The organism is Nocardia sienata NBRC 100364 (genome assembly GCF_001613205.1).
In the GTDB taxonomy this organism is placed as follows: domain Bacteria; phylum Actinomycetota; class Actinomycetes; order Mycobacteriales; family Mycobacteriaceae; genus Nocardia; species Nocardia sienata.
In genome coordinates this window covers 328447-346517 of record NZ_BDBX01000003.1, presented here as the reverse complement: position 1 = coordinate 346517, position 18071 = coordinate 328447, and the positions used below count along the sequence as shown (strand labels likewise).

8 protein-coding genes are annotated in these 18071 nt (G+C 68.9%); 5 read left to right on the top strand and 3 right to left on the bottom strand.

Translation table 11 applies throughout. From position 1 onward, the window contains the following. Nucleotides 1-94: 94 nt before the first annotated feature. Genes NS4_RS02625 through NS4_RS02615 form a run of 3 tightly spaced genes read right to left on the bottom strand, consistent with a single transcriptional unit; the run spans nt 95 to nt 3209 of the window. On the bottom strand, nt 95-1159 hold the full coding sequence (locus NS4_RS02625; RefSeq protein WP_063057814.1) for a phosphotransferase: 1065 nt from the start codon (nt 1157-1159) through the stop codon (nt 95-97). Next, the gene (locus NS4_RS02620) at nt 1156-2316 is read right to left on the bottom strand and encodes a TIGR03857 family LLM class F420-dependent oxidoreductase (RefSeq protein WP_084486554.1); all 1161 of its coding nucleotides are present in this window, start codon (nt 2314-2316) and stop codon (nt 1156-1158) included. Before NS4_RS02620 ends, NS4_RS02625 begins: the two co-directional genes overlap by 4 nt. Continuing rightward, a complete protein-coding gene (locus tag NS4_RS02615) occupies nt 2313-3209 on the bottom strand; it encodes an SDR family NAD(P)-dependent oxidoreductase (protein WP_063057813.1) in 897 nt (298 codons plus the stop codon). The genes NS4_RS02620 and NS4_RS02615 overlap by 4 nt, the downstream gene beginning before the upstream one ends. Before the next feature lie 185 nt (nt 3210-3394). On the opposite strand from NS4_RS02615, the gene cyp51 reads away from it, so the two are divergent. From cyp51 to NS4_RS02590, 5 genes are all read left to right on the top strand, one after another. Then, nucleotides 3395-4750, top strand: coding sequence for a lanosterol 14-alpha demethylase (gene cyp51, locus NS4_RS02610; RefSeq protein ID WP_063057812.1), 1356 nt, complete (start codon nt 3395-3397; stop codon nt 4748-4750). Nucleotides 4751-5035: 285 nt separating this feature from the next. Beyond that, entirely contained in the window at nt 5036-6790 is a 1755-nt protein-coding gene (locus tag NS4_RS02605; protein ID WP_063057811.1) for a fatty acyl-AMP ligase, read from the top strand. Next, nucleotides 6787-10305, top strand: coding sequence for a thioesterase domain-containing protein (locus NS4_RS02600; RefSeq protein ID WP_063057810.1), 3519 nt, complete (start codon nt 6787-6789; stop codon nt 10303-10305). Before NS4_RS02605 ends, NS4_RS02600 begins: the two co-directional genes overlap by 4 nt. A gap of 121 nt (nt 10306-10426) precedes the next feature. Further along, nucleotides 10427-11971 (top strand): PfaD family polyunsaturated fatty acid/polyketide biosynthesis protein, encoded by a 1545-nt coding sequence (locus NS4_RS02595; RefSeq protein ID WP_218020285.1) that lies wholly within the window; start codon nt 10427-10429, stop codon nt 11969-11971. A gap of 28 nt (nt 11972-11999) precedes the next feature. Further along, nucleotides 12000-18071, top strand: coding sequence for a type I polyketide synthase (locus tag NS4_RS02590; protein WP_063057809.1), 6072 nt, complete (start codon nt 12000-12002; stop codon nt 18069-18071).

The following is an 18071-nucleotide window of genomic DNA, read 5'->3' as shown; positions in this document are numbered from 1 at the left end:
CGGCCCCGACGGGACCGGATGTGAATTACTGCGGTTTTGTTTGCGCTTCGCACGATACCGACACGAGTGTGGTCCCCCAGAAGACGGAGCCGGGTCAGCGTTTATCGATGTGTGCCCGGATCGGCGCGGGCCGAGCGGTCAGCGAATCGAGGTCCCGGATGGCAGCACAACCGCGGCGGATCATCACAGCGAACATGGCGTCACCGCGTTCGGTGGGGGTGCCGTACGCGGCGCCGAAGATCGCGACCAGCGGAACCTGCAGGGTCGCGAACCGGTAGTCCTGGCGGCAGTCGTCGAGCGTATAACCGTTGACCCCGTGTTCGGTGAGCCGCTGATGGTAGGTGGCGACGAGGTCGTCTTCGGTGGCGCGCCGGACCCCGGAGTCGAGGCCGGTGGCGATGAAGTAGGCGAGATCGCGGGCCGGCAGGCCCAGGTTCACCGTCTGCCAGTCGACGGCGGTGACCACCGGGGGGTCCCCGGCGTCGAACAGCAGGTTGTCGAGGCGGTAGTCGCCGTGCACGAGCGCGAAACGTTCGGGACGGGCCAGCATCCAGTCGGCGATCACCGTGCCGCAGGCGCGCAGGGTGTCGTGGTCTTCGGGGGCGAGCCGGTCACCGAGGCGGTCGAGGAAGATATCGGTGGCGGGGCCGTAGAGTTCCCGCAGTATCTCGGCCTCGGCGGGACCGTTACGGCTGAATCCTTCGATCTCGAGCAGGGTTTCGTCGCACCAGCGGGGGGCGTGCAGGCCGGCGAGGTTGGCGACCGCGGCGTGTGCATGCGCGACCGGGCAGCCGCCGATCTGATCGCCGGGGCGGGCCGGGGCGAGATCTTCGAGCAGTAGAACGAATTCGGCGCCGTCGTCGTGGATCTCTGCGTGGTGGCAGTGCGGTGTGCGGACGGTGACGGTGTGGGCGATCTCGGTGTAGAACCGGACTTCCTGCCGATAGACTCCCGACAGCATGCCGCGTACGCCGGGATCGGCGGCGGGGAGTTTGGCCAGTAGCCGGGCCGGGACGGCGTCGCCGGTGAGCCGGAGCCGGTACACGGTGCCGATCTGGCCGGTACCCGCGGGTTCGGCGGTGACGTGGTGGACGGGACGGCCGAGAACGGCGGTGAGCCACTCGGCGGTGAGGTCGGCGATACCGGTGGGGATGGTCATCGACGGCTCCTGCCGGGGTTGGACGGCAGCTCCACGAAGCGGGCCGGGTCACGGCGCCGTCGCCACGCATCGAGGGTGGGTACGAGTTCGGTGGGGGTATTCCCGTGCAGGATGACGCCGTCGACGCCGGTCGCGAACTGGTCGGCGATTCGCGCAGCGCACTGTTCGGGGGTGCCGCCGGCGGAGGCGGTGAGCCATTCCGCGGGCATCAGGTCTTCGATCGCCGCGAGGGTCGCCGGGTCGGCGACTGCGTCGAGCGCCCCGCCGGCACCGAGGACCAGAGGGTGCGTCCGGAATTCGTCGAGCGCTCGCTCGTCCCATCCGTTGACCTGGACGAGGATCTCGCCGTACCCCTGCAGATAGGTGCCGAGGCGGCCGACGAGTTTGCGTAGCCGGGCAATCTCGCCCTGGGTGTCGTCCACCACGGCCAGCACCGACCAGATACGGAGGGCGGTGGGGTCGCGGCCGGCGGCTTCGGCGGCACCGCGAACGGCGCGCACCGCGCGAGCGGTGGTGTCGTCGGTGAAGAAGGTGTGCAGTACTACGGCGTCGGCGATCTGCCCGGCCAGGCGCAGGGTATCGGCGCCGATCGCGGTGAGCGTGATCGGGATGGCTTCGTCGTAGGTGGGGTCGAGGTGCAGGACCGGGTATTTCCCGGCCGGTCCGTCGTGCCCCGCGACGGTATCGCCGCGCCAGAGGCGCCGGTAGAGCTCGACGGCGTCGCGCAGCTGCGCGGAGGTGATGCGGGGCAGGCCGATGACGTCGAAGAGGGCACCGAACCCGCGTCCGAGGCCGAGGCTGTAGCGGCCACGGGTGAGCCGGTGCAGGGTGACCGCGGCGGAAGCGGTGATCAGCGGGTGGCGGGTGTTGTGGTTGGTGGCGGCGGTGCAGATGCCGAGGCCGGTGGTGACCGCGCCCGCGGCGGCGGCGAGGGCGAACGCTTCTTTGGTGTTGAACCGTTCGGACAGGAACATGGCACCCAGTCCGAGGCGTTCGGCGGCGCGGGCTTCGTCGAGCAGGATGTGGGGGTCGGTGGCGTGGCCGGCGAGGCCGTAGCAACCGAGTTCGGGGAACTCGGGCCGGTGTTGCCCGACCGGGGCCGCCGGGGGCCCTGCGCGACCGGGATCCGCTACCGCGTCCGGGCCGGATTCGCTCATACCGTCCTGCTCTGTTCGCGGCCGCCGATCATGCGGTGTAGTTCGTCCTGGGTCCAGGGCGGGGTGTCGTTGTGGTCGCGGAAGCCGAGGATGCCGGGGGTGGTCCTGTCGTAGCGGCCGACGAATCCGCCGGCGGCGACGAAGATCTGGCCGGTGACCCGCTCGGCGGCCGCACCCGCGAGGTACAGGTACAGCTGAGCGACGTAGTCGGCGGGTGGCGCGTCGAGGGCGGCGTTCTTGCTGATCTCGTCGAGCATGCCGCGCCGGTAGAGTTCCATGATCTTGGCTTCGTAGGCGAATCCGCTGGAGAGCCGGGTTTTCGCGCCGGGGCATACGACATTGGCGCGCACCTTGTGTTCGGCCAGTTCGGCGGCGATGGCGAGAGTGAGGGAGTTGACCGCGCCTTTCCCGGCGGCGTAGCCGGTGCCACCGTAGTCGCCGAGGTAGGCGAAGGAACTGGTGTTGATGATGCTGCCGCGGCCCTGCGCGACCATTCTCGGGGCGGCGGCGCGGCAGGTGTTGAACGTGGTGGTGAGGTGGGAGTCGAGGAGGGCACGCCAGTCGCGGGTGCTGACGTCGAGGATCGAGGAGCCGGCCGGTTCGGCGATTCCGGCGCAGTTGACGAGCACGTCGACGGCACCAAAGGTACGGATACAGGCGTCGACGAGTTCGGTGGCGGTGGATTCGTCGGCGGCGCTGCCGGCGACGCCGACCGCGCGGTGACCGGCGAGGGTCAGCGAATTCACGGTGCGTTCGACCGCGGCGACGTTGCGACTGTTGACCACCACGCCGGCGCCGTGCCCGGCCAGTGCGTGCGCGACGGCGTAGCCGATGCCGCTGGTGGCGCCGACGACCACGGCGCCGCGTCCCCACAGGGTCTGGTTTCCGCTCATCGCCTGTTCTCGCTCGCTTCGCTCGGCCGAACACTACTCCGTACAGGTGTCCAGGCAGTATGGCATCCCCACGGCGGCCCGGTGTCACAACCGGACACATCTTGCTCGCGGACAACACCCCGTAGTACTGTCCAGACAGGTGTCTACCATAGATCCTGGACAGCAATCTGGGGAAGGATTTCCACATGACTTCGGTGAAACCGCCGCGGGTGTCCGGAGGCGAACACGAATACGGCCACCTCGAAGAATTCCGGACCGACCCGATCGCGCTGATGCGCCGGGTCCGGCAGGAATGCGGCGACGTCGGCCGGTTCGACCTCGCCGGACGCCACGTCGTCCTGCTCACCGGCGCCGAAGCGAACGAGTTCTTCTTCCGCGCCACCGACGAAGAACTGGATCAAGCCGCCGCCTACCCCTTCATGAAACCGATCTTCGGTGAAGGCGTGGTGTTCGACGCCAGCCCGGAACGCCGTAAGGAGATGCTGCACAACTCCGCGCTGCGCGGCGATCAGATGCGCGGGCACGCGGCGACCATCGAAAAAGAGGTCGACCGGATGCTGGCGAGCTGGGACGAGGAAGGCGAGATCGATCTGCTCGATTTCTTCGCCGAACTCACCATCTACACCTCCTCGGCCTGCCTGATCGGGACGAAGTTCCGCGAGGAACTCGACAGCCGCTTCGCGCATCTGTACCACAACCTGGAACGCGGCACCGACGCGCTGGCGTATGTGGACCCGTACCTGCCGATCGAAAGCTTCCGGATCCGCGACGAATCCCGCGCGGCCCTGGTCGAACTCGTCCAGGAGATCATGAACGGGCGCATCGCGAACCCGCCCGCCGGCAAAGCGGACCGCGACCTGCTCGATGTGCTGGTCTCCGTGCAGAAAGAGGACGGTACACCGCATTTCAGTGCCAGCGAGGTCACCGGCATCTTCATCTCGATGATGTTCGCCGGCCACCACACCACCTCGGGCACCGCCGCCTGGTCGGTCATCGAATTGCTGCGGCATCCGGAGGTGCTGTCCGGAGTCGTGAAGGAACTCGACGAACTCTACGCCGACGGCCAGGAAGTGAGTTTCCACGCGCTGCGCCAGATCCCGCGCCTGGAAGCGGTTCTCAAAGAGACGCTTCGGCTGCATCCCCCGCTCATCATCCTGATGCGCGTGGCCCAGGGCGAGTTCGAGGTGTGCGGGAACCGGATCGAGCCCGGCGATCATGTGGCGGCGACCCCGGCGATCTCCAACCGGCTACCCGAGGACTTCCCGAACCCGGACAGTTTCGATCCCGGCCGCTATATCGACCCCAACCAGGAAGACCTGGTCAATCGATGGACGTGGATCCCATTCGGCGCGGGCCGGCACCGCTGCGTCGGCGCGGCGTTCGCGCTGATGCAGCTCAAAGCGATCTTCTCGGTTCTCCTGCGGGACTGGGAATTCGAGATGGCGCAGCCGACGGAGTCATACCGCAACGATCACTCGAAGATGGTGGTGCAACTACAGCAGCCGTGCCGGGTACGGTACCGCCGCCGGCAGAAGGCGTGATGATCTGGCCACCACCCAGCGCTGCCTCGAGGGCCCTCGCCGTCGCGGTCGATCACCGCACACACTGCGAGCCGGTCGCCACCACCGCCGACTCTGCTGTTTTGCGGAAAACCCGCACGGGCACGGTTCGGCCCGTGTGGAGGTTGTGCCCGTGGTGGTAGCTGCGAGATCTCTTCCCAAGCGTGAAAACAGATCCGAGCAGACGACGAGTTAACTTGACGCCGCGCGGGATGCCCAGGGCCGGGCAAGCACTACCTGCCGCCGTGGTGAAAGGATCTGCTCACGATGGAGCCCGAAATCGCTGTCGTATCGGCTTTCGCCACCCTCCATGCCGAAGACCCGCGGCGCACATTGTTCGTCTTCGTCGACGAGCACGGTCACGACGGCGAACACCTCACGGTCCACCAGCTCGCGGAGCGAGCACAAGACGTCCGGGCCCTGTTGCGGCGAGCCGGGATGGAACCCGGTGATCGGGTGCTGTTGCTGCACCTGCCCTCGTTGGATTTCATCGTCGCCTTCCTCGGCTGCCTGGCCGCCGGTGTGATTCCGGTTCCTCTCCCGCCGCCGAACCCGTTCGCCCTGGCGAAAGAAGTCGGCGCGGTATCGGGTATCGCGCAGGACTGCGGTGCGCGGGCGATCCTGACGCACGCCGGCTACCGCACCATGGTGGATGCGGTACCGCTTCCACCGGAGGGAGCACAGTGGCCGGAGCTGCCCTGGCTGTGGCCCGTTGATGTCCCGGACCGATCGGGCGAGTCACCTCGCTCCTGGTACCGGCCCAACGATCCGGACGAACCGGCCTTCCTGCAGTACACCTCGGGATCGACGGGCTCGCCGAAGGGGGTGGTGGTCACCCATCGCAATATCCACCACGAACTCGCCGCTCTCGCCGCCGACTTCGAACTCGGGGACGACACCGTCGCGGTCAGCTGGCTACCACATTTCCATGACCTCGGACTGGTCTGTGTCCTGCTCAACACGCTGGTCGGAAACGCTGATCGCACCTACCTGATCTCACCGCTGCACTTCTTGCAGCGGCCGGCGATCTGGTTCGAGGTGCTCTCCCGGGTCGGCGGCACACATACCACCGCGCCGAACTTCGCCTACGACCTCATCGTCCGTAAGACGACTCCGCAACAGCGCGCCGGCTGGGACCTCAGTTCGGTGCGCAGGTTCGGCACCGCGGGGGAAACCGTTCTCGCGTCGACGGTCGAGGCGTTCTTCACGGCTTTCGAATGCAGCGACGCGTCCCGGCAGGCATTCCATCCCGGCTACGGACTCGCCGAGCACACGCTCAGTGTCACCGTCGGCAGCGGAGGCGCCGTGGCCTTCGATCGTGACCAACTCGAAGAGGGCCGGGCCGTGCCGGCCACCGCGAACGACGGCCGTGAACCGGTGCTTCTGTACGGTAGCGGCTGGGTCACCAAACCGGACGCTCGGCTACGCATCGTCGACCCGCAGACCGGCCGGCCGTGCGCGCCTCGGGAAATCGGGGAGATCTGGGTCGATTCCCCCACCAAGGCCCGCGGCTACTGGTCGCTCGAGGAACAGACGCGCGAAACGTTCCACGCTGTGGTCGGTGACGGTGACCCGCGGCGCTACCTGCGCACCGGCGACCTCGGTTTCCTGCACGAGGACGAACTGTTCGTCACCGGCCGGCTGAAGGATCTGGTCATCGTCCACGGCCGCAACTACGCGCCGCAGGATATCGAGGCCAGTGTCCGCTCCGCGCATCCTCGGATTCGTCCCGGCGGGATCGCCGCCTTCTCGGTGCCGCCATTGCCCGGTGCGGCCTCGGAGCGATTGATCGTGCTCGTCGAGACCACGGGCACCGAACTCGACGAGGCCACCGCCGCCGATATCCGTCGCGCGGTCCGCCGTCGGGTGCGCGACGATCACGGCCTCGCCTGCCACGAAGTGCTCGTCGGCCCGAAACTGGTGCAGAAGACGACCAGCGGAAAGGTCCGCCGTCCCGTGTGCCGCGCGGAGTTCCTGCGCCGGGAGAACGAGGACCGGCCCACCGCGGCGGCCACCCGATGAGTCGTGGCCTGATCTTCTCCACCGGCGCGAGCGATCCTCGGCTCGCCGATATCGACGACGACTTCCAGCAACTGCTGACGGAGTTCGCGCAGGTGACGGCGATGGGGAAACTGACCCGCACCCGAACCTTCCACGCACCCGGGATCGTGGTTCGCGGCCATATCGACTTCTTCGACGCCCCGGGTACGCCGGTGCACCCGTTCTTCGGCGGAGGCAAGCGGTACCCGGTGCTGGCACGGTACAGCAACGGTGTATCCAGTGACGACCTCGCCCCCGGAATCCGCGGGCTGTCGCTGCGCTGGTTCGATCCGGACGGATCCGGCGATTCGCCGTTCAACTTGACGTTCAACACGGGCTATCGCGTATTCGCCCCGAACGCGTGGACATTCATGAAGTTCTTCATGCTCCGCGACGACGCCGCGCGCGAAGAACTCGTTCGTGCCACCCCCGGAGCGTTGGCGCCGGCGCTGGATGCGATCCGGGATCCACATCCGTACCACCGCTATCACCTCAACTCACAGGTGCCGCAGCAGTACGTCGACGGAACAGGCAGACCCTGGTTGGTGCGTTACCGGCTGGTGCCCGGGGAAGAGATGCCCGATATCGGCCACCACACGCCCCGGGGATGGGTGGTGCCACCGATCGAGCGGTTGATGCGGGCGCCGGATGAACGACGTTCGTCGACCTTGTTGCGTGACGAGGTCCGCCGCATGGCCTCGGAGGGCTCCCTGCGCGGGTTGTTCCAGATCCAATTGCATCCGCTCGGTGACGATGCCGCGGCGAACCAGGCCGCGCTGTCACCGTCCGCCGACTGGTCGGCGGCATCCTATCCGTTCCGGACAATCGGTGAGCTGCGTCTGGATCTGGTAGCGGAGGAGGATCCCGCCGCCGAGTTACCGTTCGATCCGGCGGACGCCCCGCAGGGCCTCGGGATCGCGCTCGCTCGTTCTCCTTTCGAAGCGGCGTCGATGAATCACGCCCGCGCCCTCGTCTACCGCGCCGGATACGCCGCGCGAACCTTCCGGCCCGAACCCATCGCTACCGGTTCCCCCGCACTGTCCGCCCCGCGCGTCGCGAACGGCGCCGAAGGCGGCCGGACCGTCTGTGTGATCGGCGCCGGACCGGGCGGCTTGGCGGCCGCGCACGAGTTCGAGCGGCTCGGGCACACCGTGGTGGTACTCGAGCGGGAGCCGGTGGTGGGTGGCAAGTCGGTCTCGGTGGAGATCGACGGACGGGCCTACGATCTCGGGGCGCACCTGTGCAATGACCGGTACGAGCACGTCATCGCCCTCGCCGACGAATTCGGCCTGGATACCGAGGACATCATCGCCCCGCACATCTTCGATACGCAGACCTTCACGGCCGCGATGCCCAAGACGGCGTTCGCCACCCGTGACGTCGTCGGACGGTATATGCGGCTGCGCGCCGAGACCTTTCCCGATATCGGCCGTCCGGGTTTGGCGCACTCCGCCCGGGCCCTGTCCGTGCCGACACGAGAATGGCTGCGCGACAACGATCTCGAGGCGATGGGCGCGTCTCTCGGAGCCGTGTACACCTCGGCCGGATACGGCTACCTCACCGACGATCTGCCCGCCCTGTATTTTCTCAAGGTCTCGGAGACGGTGAGTCAGCTGTCGGTCGAGCCGACCCGTACCCGCCACGCCAACGCGTTCACGATCGCCGGTGGCCTCGGCGCACTGTGGGAACGTATCGCGGCGAAGCTGGCCGATGTGCGGACCGGTGTCGAGATCACCTCGATCGACCGCCGCGGTGACAGCGTGTCCGTACGACTCGCGGACGGCGGGACCGTACATGCCGATGACCTCGTGCTGGCCGTCCCCCTCGATCGGCTCGATGGTGTTCTGGACATGTCGCTGGCCGAGCGCGCGCTCGCCCGGCGGATTCGGCGCCTGGACTTCTATACCGTGCTGTGCCGGATCACCGGGTTACCCCGCGACGGGCACTACACCGTGCGGTCCGGGGACGCCAGCCCCGGTCCGGGGCATTGCGTTTCCTTCCATCACCGGTACCCCGGGACCGATGTATACATCTGTTACTCCTACGGTGCCGACGGTCTGGGACCCGACGATATCGTGGCGAACCTGCGCGACGATGTGATCGGGTTCGGTGGTGCGGTGACCGAGGTGCTACTCGTGCGGCGCTGGCCGTACTTCCCGCATTTCGCGAGTGCGGATCTGGCCGAAGGTGTCTACGACAAGTTCGAGGGACGGCAGGGCGTTCGCCGGACCTACCATGTGGGCGGGCTACTCGGCTTCGAGATGATCGAAACGACGATCGCGCACGCACGCGACCTGGTCACCAGGCATTTCGCCCCTGAAGACAGCGAGGAGGTATCCGGCCCGGACGGTGGGCATGCCCCCGTTCCCGGTCGCACTGCCGCGGAGATCAGCGCATGGCTGGTCGGCCGGCTGGCCAGGGAGTTCGAATTGGCCGAAGCCGAGATCGACCCGGCGGCCTCTCTGGATGATTTCGCCCTCGATTCGTTGGCCGTCGCCGCGCTGCACCTGGATCTCTCCGCGTGGCTCGGCTGCCGGGTGCACCCCACGATCCTGCTGGAGAACCCGACGATCGAGGACGCGGCGCGACGGCTGGCCGAGGCGGTTCCCGCCGCACCGAATACCGCCTCCGCCGCGGCGCCGGTCCCGCTGCTGGCCGTTCCGTTGACGCCGCCACGCCCCTTCTTCTGCATACCCGGCGTGAACGGCATCGCCTACCAGTTCCGGACGCTGGCCGCTGCCCTAGGCCCGTGGTGGCCGTTCACCGCGCTGCAGGCGCCCGGTCACGACGGAGCGGAACCGACCCTGAACACGGTGGAGGCGCTTGCGCAGCGCTATCTCCGGGATATCCGCGCGGTGCAGCCACACGGGCCGTATCTGCTCGGTGGATATTCGCTCGGCGGATTGATCGCCTACGAGACGGCCTGTCGGCTGCGCGCTGCCGGGGAGAAGGTCGGCGAGGTCGTGCTGATCGATACCTACGTTCCGCTGGCCGGCCAATCCACACCCCCCTGGGACGAGCGCGCCGCCTTGGACGAGCTGGCGGCGATGTTGCGGGCGGCGGCCGGTGCGACGGGGAACGAGCTGGTCCTCGATCCCGAGCTGCCGCTCGAACAGCGGCGCGACGCGGTATGTCAGGAGTTGACCAGGAGCCGGGGCAGCGGCGCCCGCCGTCAGTTGGAGTTCATCCTGCGGGTGTACCAGGCGAACCTCGAAGCGAACGTCCGCTACCGGCCACCACGATCGGACCTGCCCGTCACCCTGCTGCGGGCCGAGGGCGCGTTTCCGATCGTCTTCGGCCCGGAGCGGGGCCCCCGGGTACCGCTCGGCGACCCGGCCCAGGGCTGGGACACGGTGCGGACCGGCCGGTTCCGGATAGTGGATGTGCCCGGCAACCATTTCACCATTCTCTCCGAGGCCCGGGTGGGCGAGTTGGCCGACGCACTGCGCGAAGTGCTCACGGGCAGGCGGTGGGCACTATCGGAGACCACCCTGTGACGGCACTCCGCAACCCGATATCACGAGTACCCGGCAACGACATCGCTATCCGTTTCGACCCCGGAACCGCGGGTGTGTGTGCGATGCCTGCCGAGGGCCGTGTGCTGCCGGAGGCGGCGTCGTGACCGCGTCGCTGCACCCGATGCCGCTCGAGCAGGTCGTTCGGCGGATACGGGAACAAGTGCACGTCGTGGCCGAGCCCGAGGGTGGGATCACCGCGATGACGGGCGAGCCCGGCGGGCATCGGGTACTCGCGACCCTGCCGCCGCTGTACCCCGAATGGCTGGGTGACCGGTCGTTCAACGAACGGCACGGCACTCGGTTTCCCTATGTGGCCGGGGAAATGGCCAACGGCATCGCGACGGTGGATCTGGTTGTCGCCATGGGCAAGGCCGATATGCTGGGCTTTTTCGGCGCCGCCGGCCTGTCTCTGCCGCGGGTGGAGCAGGCCATCGTCATGATCCGGGCGGCTTTGGGCAGCCGGACGAACTGGGGTGTGAATCTCATCCACGCGCCGCAGCATCCGGAGTGGGAACAAGGTATGGCGGATCTGCTCATCCGGGAAGGTGTTCCCACCGTGTCCGCGTCCGCGTTCATGGAGCTGACGCCACCGGTGGTGCAACTCGCCACGAGCGGGCTACGCCTCGATCCGGACGGCCGTATCGTCCGCCCCCGGCAGGTATTCGCCAAGGTCTCGCGGCCCGAGGTCGCCGAGAAGTTCCTGTCGCCGGCGCCTCCGGACATAGTGGCCATGCTGTGCGCGCAGGGCCGGCTCACCGCCACCGAGGCGGAGTTGGCCGCGCACGTTCCGGTGGCCGAGGACCTGACCGTCGAGGCCGACAGCGGCGGACACACCGACAACCGGCCGCTGGTATCGCTGCTGCCGCGGATACTCTCCCTCGCGGCGCGGGTCGCCGAACGAGCCGGGTACCAGCGCCTCGTGCGGATCGGCGCGGCCGGTGGTATCGGCACCCCGCACAGCATGGCGGCGGCGTTCGCGGCCGGGGCCGCCTACGTCGTGACCGGGTCGGTCAACCAGACCTGTGTCGAGGCAGGGGTGTCCGCGGCGGCCAAGCAGCTACTCGCGCAGGCGGATATTGCGGATGTGATCATGGCACCCGCGTCGGATATGTTCGAACTCGGCGTGAAGGTGCAGGTGCTGCGCCGCGGCACGCTCTTCGGTAACCGCGCCAACCTGCTCTACGAGCTCTATCGGGACTTCGAGTCGCTCGAAGCGATTCCCGCGCCGGAACGCGACAAACTGGAGCGGACGATTTTCCGGGCGTCGCTCGCCGAGATCTGGGATCGAACGCGCCGTTACTGGCTCGACCGCGATCCCACCGAGGTCGCTCGTGCCGACACCGAACCGAAGCACCGCATGGCACTGGTTTTCCGCTGGTATCTGGGCCGGTCCAGTTGGTGGGCGATCGAGGGGGATGACTCCCGGTGCGCCGACTACCAGTTGTGGTGTGGACCGGCGGTCGGCGCGTTCAACGACTGGGTGGCGGGCAGCTTCCTGGCCGACCCCGCGCAGCGCCACGCCGTGCAGGTCGCCCGCAATCTGCTGGAGGGCGCGGCCGTACTCACCAGGGCGCACCAGCTGCGTACGTATGGGGTGCCGGTGCCGTCGACCGCGTTCGATTTCGCGCCCCGACGACTCGTGTAACGAAAGCTCGACCGAAAGAAGCTCGACCATGTCCGAGAGTGCTGCCAGGACCGTACCGCCGGTCGCCATCGTCGGTGTCAGCGCGGTGCTCCCGGGAGAACCCGGCGCGGACGGGTTCTGGCGAACGGTCGTCTCCGGCGCCGATCGAGTGAGCGATATCCCGGCGACACACTGGCTCGTCGACGACTACTTCCACCCCGACCCGGCGGCGACCGACAAAACCTATGCCCGGCGCGGGGCTTTCCTCTCACCGGTACCGTTCGATCCGCTGGCCTTCGGTATCCCACCGAAGGCGATCGAGGCCACCGATACCAGTCAGCTGCTGGCGCTGGTCGTGGCCGAACGCCTGCTGTCCTCGCTCGAACCGCACCGGATGTCGGGTGTGGACCGGGAGCGGGTCAGCGTTGTCCTCGGCACCTCCGCGTTGGAGCTGTTGACCACGATGGCCGCGCGCATGGAGCGACCGGTGTGGCTCGCCGCGCTGCGCGAGAGCGGTATCCCCGAGGACCGAGCCCTGCAGATCTGCGACCGGATCGCCGAGCACTACGTGCCGTGGCAGGAGGGGAGCCTGCCCGGCATGCTCAGCAATGTCGTCGCGGGCCGGATCGCGAACCGGTTCGACCTGCACGGCAGCAACTACACCACCGACGCCGCCTGCGCGAGTTCCTTGGCGGCGCTGTCGAGTGGGATCAACGAGCTCGCGCTCGGCCAGGCCGATCTCGTGGTGGCCGGTGGTGTGGACACCTTGAACGATCCGGTCACCTATACCTCGTTCAGTAAGACCCCTGCGCTCTCGCCGACCGGGGACTGCCGCCCCTTTTCCGCGGACGCCGACGGCATGATCCTCGGTGAGGGCGTGGTGATGTTCGCACTGCGGCGGCTGGCCGAAGCCGAACGCGACGGCGACCCGGTCTACGCAGTGATCCGGGGTATAGGCACGGCATCCGATGGACGTGGTGGCGCCATCTACGCGCCCCGGTCCACCGGACAGGCACGAGCGCTGCGGCGTGCCTACGCGATGGCCGGCTACGGCCCGGACACGGTCGAGCTGGTCGAGGCGCACGGAACCGGCACAGCCGCGGGTGACGCGGCCGAGGTCGCCGCCCTGCGGACGGTATTCGGTGAGACCGGCCGCGCCGACACCGGATGGTGCGCGCTGGGGTCGGTGAAATCACAGGTCGGACATACCAAGAACGCCGCGGGCGCGGCCGGGCTGCTCAAGGCGACGCTCGCACTGCACCATCGAGTCCTTCCACCGACCATCAAAGTGGATCGGCCCAACCCGGCGCTCGAACTGCACGACAGCCCGTTCTATCTGAACACGGCGGCGCGGCCGTGGATCAGCGACGGCAGCCATCCGCGGCGGGCCGGCGTGTCCAGTTTCGGATTCGGTGGCACGAACTTTCACGTCACGCTCGAGGAATACACGCCGACGCAACAGTCGACCCGCCCGGCCCCGCTGCTGCGCGCGGCGGGAAGCGAACTGGTACTGCTGTCCGCGGACTCACCGGCCGCGCTGGTGGCCGCGGCCCGCTCACTCGCCGAGACGACCGATGGAGTGGTCGCCGTGGCACGAAGGACCCAGGAGTCCTTCGATCCGGCGGCAGCCGTCCGCCTCGGCGTCGTCGTCACCGCCGACGATCTCGCGGCGACACTGGGTGCGGCGGCAGACCGGATCGCGGCGCAACCCACGGAATCGTTCACGGGCCCCGGTGGGATGTACTACGGCGCGTACGTCGCCGAACCCGGGCCGGTCGGGTTCCTGTTCTCCGGTCAGGGAAGCCAGTACATCGGTATGGGCGCCGAACTGGCCATGGTGTTGCCCGCCGCGCGGGAGAGCTGGGATGCGGTCGCGGCCCTGGACCGCTCCGGCGAGGAGCAGCTGCATCGGGTCGTATTCCCGCCGCCGGCGTTCACCGAGGAGGAACGCGCGGCGCAGCGAGCCCGGCTCACACAGACCGAATGGGCGCAACCGGCGCTCGCCGCGCAGAGCCTCGCCGCGCTCGCGTTACTGGATACGCTCGGCGTGCGGCCGGATGCTCTGGGCGGGCACAGTTTCGGTGAGCTGGTCGCATTGCACGCGGCGGGATGCTTCGACAACGCGACCTTGTTGAAACTGGCTCGCCGGCGGGGCGAACTGATGCGAGACGCCGCGACCGAGCCGGGTGCCATGGTCGCGGTGGTCGGCACCCTCGCGGAAGTTCGGGCGTTGGTCGAATCCGCCGCAGACAGCCGATTGTGGGTGGCCAACCACAACGCGCCCAGACAGGTCGTCGTTTCCGGTGCGCTGAGCGCGGTGGCCGCGTTCGAACGGCAGGCAGCCGCGGCCGGGCACACCGTACGCCGCGTCGCGGCGGCGGGCGCGTTTCACACCCCGCTCGTCGCCGCCGCGGCCGCGCCGTTGCGGGAAACCCTCGACTCTCTTGCCGTGCGGGCCCCGCGCATTCCGGTGTACGGCAACGCCCGCGGCGAACCGTATCCGGCCGATCCGGACGCGGTGCGGGCCGGTCTGGCCGAGCAGCTCGCGGTCCCGGTCCGATTCGTCGATCAGATCGAAGCCATGTACACGGCCGGGATCCGGACGTTCATCGAGGTGGGTGCGGGCGCGACGCTCACCCGGCTGGCGGGTGAGGTTCTTGCCGGACGCGAGCACCTGGCGGTGAGCCTCGACCGCGCGGCCCGCGGGGCGGACAACCTGCCCGATGCCTTGGCGCGCTTGGCCGTCGGGGGTCTGCGCATGGAATTCACAGCATTGTGGAGCGCCTACGACCTACAACCGGAGGAGGACAAAGTGAGCAGCAAGCCGTCGCCGGCAGCCGTGAACTTGCTCGGCGCCAACTACGGCAAGCCCTACCCACCGGCGGGCGGCTCGGCCGCTCTGCCCCCACCGAACCCGCCCACGTCGGCACCGCCGGCCGGTAACGAACACGCGGTGCCGGCAGACGCCGCGGTTACCGGGGCGGCCGGCGGCTGGACCGCGCCACCGGCGACCCAGGACGAATCCGTATCGCCGGCATACCGCGACGGATTCGTCTCACCGCCGGCCGGCCATGGGCCCGTACCGGCGCCCGCGCCGAGCCGGCCCGCCGCGAGCGGTTCCGAATGGCTCGATGCGCTACGCGAAACACAACGGCTCGCCGGCGAAGCCCACAGCGCCTACCAGCGGACGATGACGGAATCCCATCTGGCGTTTCTGCGCATGTCGGAAGCCGCGCTGGTCCAGCTCGCGGGCGGAACGGCCGCCTCGGCGTTTCCGCCACCGGCGGCCGCGCCGACGCACCAGCACCTGACGAGTGGAACGACCACGCCGGCTCCTCTTCCTTCGGTGATGTACGGAACCGCCGCGCCGGCCCACCGCCCGCCGACGGCGAACGGCACCCCCGGGCCGGCCGCGATCGCACGCGAACTGCCTCGGGCCGAGCCGATGCCGGCCGCTCCCGATATCCCTCCCGCCGCACCCGAAATCCGTAGCCCGCAGCCGTCGCCGGCCGATGTACCGGCGCCGTCGCCGGACTCCCCCACCTCGGTGGATGTGGCCGGTCTGCTGGCGGTGGTGGCGGAAAAGACCGGCTATCCCGCAGATGTGCTCGATGTGGATATGGAGCTGGAATCGGATCTCGGTATCGATTCGATCAAACGGGTGGAGATTCTGTCGGCGGTGCGGGAGCGTTTCCCCGGTATTCGTGAAGTGGACGCGGTCACTCTGGGTTCGGCGCGGACCCTGGCGCAGGTCGCCGGATTGCTCGGCGCCGAGGATTCGGCGGAGGCGACCCTTCCGGCGGGCGAACCACCGCCCGACGATCTCCCGGCACCCCTCGTACCCATGGCCGGCGCGCTGCCGGCGGAAACCTTCCTCGACGACGCCGGTATGCCGCCGCTGCGGCTGACGATCCGGCCGACTCCGCGCGTAGCGCCGGGGCTCGCACTGCCCGGTCTGCTGGGCAGCCGGGTGGCCATCACCGGCGGGACGCCCGGTATCGCCGACCTGCTCGCGAAAGAACTGGTCGAATCCGGAGTGGATGCCCGCGTGGCCCCCGGACCCAGTGCCGATATCCATGGCCTGATCCACCTCGGCATGCTCGGCACGGCACCCACTGTGGACGCGGCGCTCACCGCCGACCGGGACGCTTTCCGGCTGGCGCGGTCCTTCGCTACCGAGCGCAGCGCCGGGCCCGCGTTCTTCGTCACCGTCCAGGACACCGGAGGCGACTTCGGCCTGTCCGGGATCGCACCGGCCCCGACCGGTCTGGCCGCTTTGGCGCGGACGGCCGGGCGGGAGTGGCCCGACGTCACCGTGAAGGCGATCGACTGCGATGCCCGCGGCGGCACCGACGCCGATATCGCGCGGGCGATCGCGGGAGAACTGCTCGGTGGCGGCACCGCGACCGACGTCGGCCTGGCCGTGGACGGCACGCGCACGGTACTGGAAACCGTTCAGGTCGCGCCGAACCGGGCAACCGGACCGGCGGTCGGGCCGGATTCGGTGATCGTGGTGAGCGGTGGGGCACGCGGGGTCACCGCTGCGGCCGTCCGGGCGCTCGCCCGGGCCGCTGCGCCGAAGCTGGTTCTCCTCGGCCGGACACCGCTCACCGACGAACCGGCCTGGCTGTCCGCGGCATATGACGAGACGGCGGTCCGGGAAGCCGTCATAGCACACTTGCGGGCCGAGGGCACCACACCCGATCCCCGGCGCATCCGGGCCGAGGTGGGCGCGGCCATGGCGGCCCGGGAGATCCGCGAAACGCTCCGTGCGGTGGAAACCGCCGGCTCCCCGGTGCGTTATGTGACCGTGGACGTGACCGACACCGAAGCCGTGCGCATCGCCCTGGCCGGTATCCGCGCCGAATGGGGGCCCGTCACCGGGCTCGTACACGGCGCGGGTGTGCTCGCCGACAAAACGATCGGTGACAAGAGTGATGAGCAGTTCGACCGGGTCTTCGAGACGAAGGTCGGCGGACTGCGTTCGTTGCTCACCGCGGTCGACGACGATCCGCTCGAACTGTTGTGCGTGTTCTCCTCGGTGTCAGCGTGCTACGGCAACGCCGGCCAGAGCGATTACGCCATGGCGAACGAGGTGATCACACAACTCGCGGCGATCCAACAGCGCAGGCGGCCGGGCTGCTCGGTGCGGGCTATCGCCTGGGGCCCCTGGGACGGCGGCATGGTGGACGAAACCCTCGCCGCGCACTTCGGTGCCGCGGGTATCCCCCTGATATCACCGGCGGATGGGGCCGCGGCCTTCGTCGAGGAGTTGAGCGAGGAAGGCGGACCCGTCTGTGTGGTGCGGGCGGCGGGACACCCGGACGCGGCCGATGCTCGCGGGGCCGGCGGAGACCTGGCCTTGACGGCCCGCGACCACGAGTACCTTTTCGATCACCGGATCGGCGAGGTGCCGGTGGTGCCGGTGGCACTGGTACTCGAGTGGTTCACCGGGGCCGCGCGGGCCGCGCTGCCGGACGGCACTCTCACCCTGTCCGGCCTCGAAGTGCTGAGCAAGATCGCGCTCGACGATTTCGCGGCGCGCACCACGCTTTTACGGCTCGTGGCCGATCGTCCGGACCCGGTAGGCACACTGCTGCTCACCGTATCCGGACGGGCGGGTCGCCCGCATTTCCGGGCGCGGGCGACCGTGTCCGACACCGCGCCGCATCGGTGGACCGAACCGACCGGTCTGCGTCCGCTGGGCCGGGACACCTACGACGGGAAAGTACTCTTCCACGGACCCGCGTTTCAGGTTCTCACCGGTATCGACGGTGTCGCCCCGGCCGGGGCGGCAGGCGTGGTGACCGGTACCCGCGAGCGGAACTGGCCACAGGCCCACCGGTATACCGACCCGGCCGCGGTCGACGGAGCACTGCAATTGGCGACGCTGTGGGCCGAACACGTACTCGGGACCGCCGTGTTACCCATGGGAGTCGCGGAGTTCCGCCTGTTCGTCCCCGGTCCGCTCGACGGCGCGGCGCGAGTGATCGTCCGTGCCGGCCGGACGGCGGGACGCAGCGAAGCCCACTGCGATGTCCAGGTCTGCGCGACGGATGGGCACCCACTGTTCGAACTGGGTGGGGTCCGGCTCATCGCCCGGCCAGATATCGCCGGTTAG

Coding starts and splice junctions, on each gene's coding strand:
- cyp51 (WP_063057812.1), top strand. CDS start 3,395: ATGACTTCGGTGAAACCGCCGCGGGTGTCCGGAGGCGAACACGAATAC.
- NS4_RS02605 (WP_063057811.1), top strand. CDS start 5,036: ATGGAGCCCGAAATCGCTGTCGTATCGGCTTTCGCCACCCTCCATGCC.
- NS4_RS02590 (WP_063057809.1), top strand. CDS start 12,000: ATGTCCGAGAGTGCTGCCAGGACCGTACCGCCGGTCGCCATCGTCGGT.
- NS4_RS02620 (WP_084486554.1), bottom strand. CDS start 2,316: ATGAGCGAATCCGGCCCGGACGCGGTAGCGGATCCCGGTCGCGCAGGG.
- NS4_RS02615 (WP_063057813.1), bottom strand. CDS start 3,209: ATGAGCGGAAACCAGACCCTGTGGGGACGCGGCGCCGTGGTCGTCGGC.
- NS4_RS02600 (WP_063057810.1), top strand. CDS start 6,787: ATGAGTCGTGGCCTGATCTTCTCCACCGGCGCGAGCGATCCTCGGCTC.
- NS4_RS02625 (WP_063057814.1), bottom strand. CDS start 1,159: ATGACCATCCCCACCGGTATCGCCGACCTCACCGCCGAGTGGCTCACC.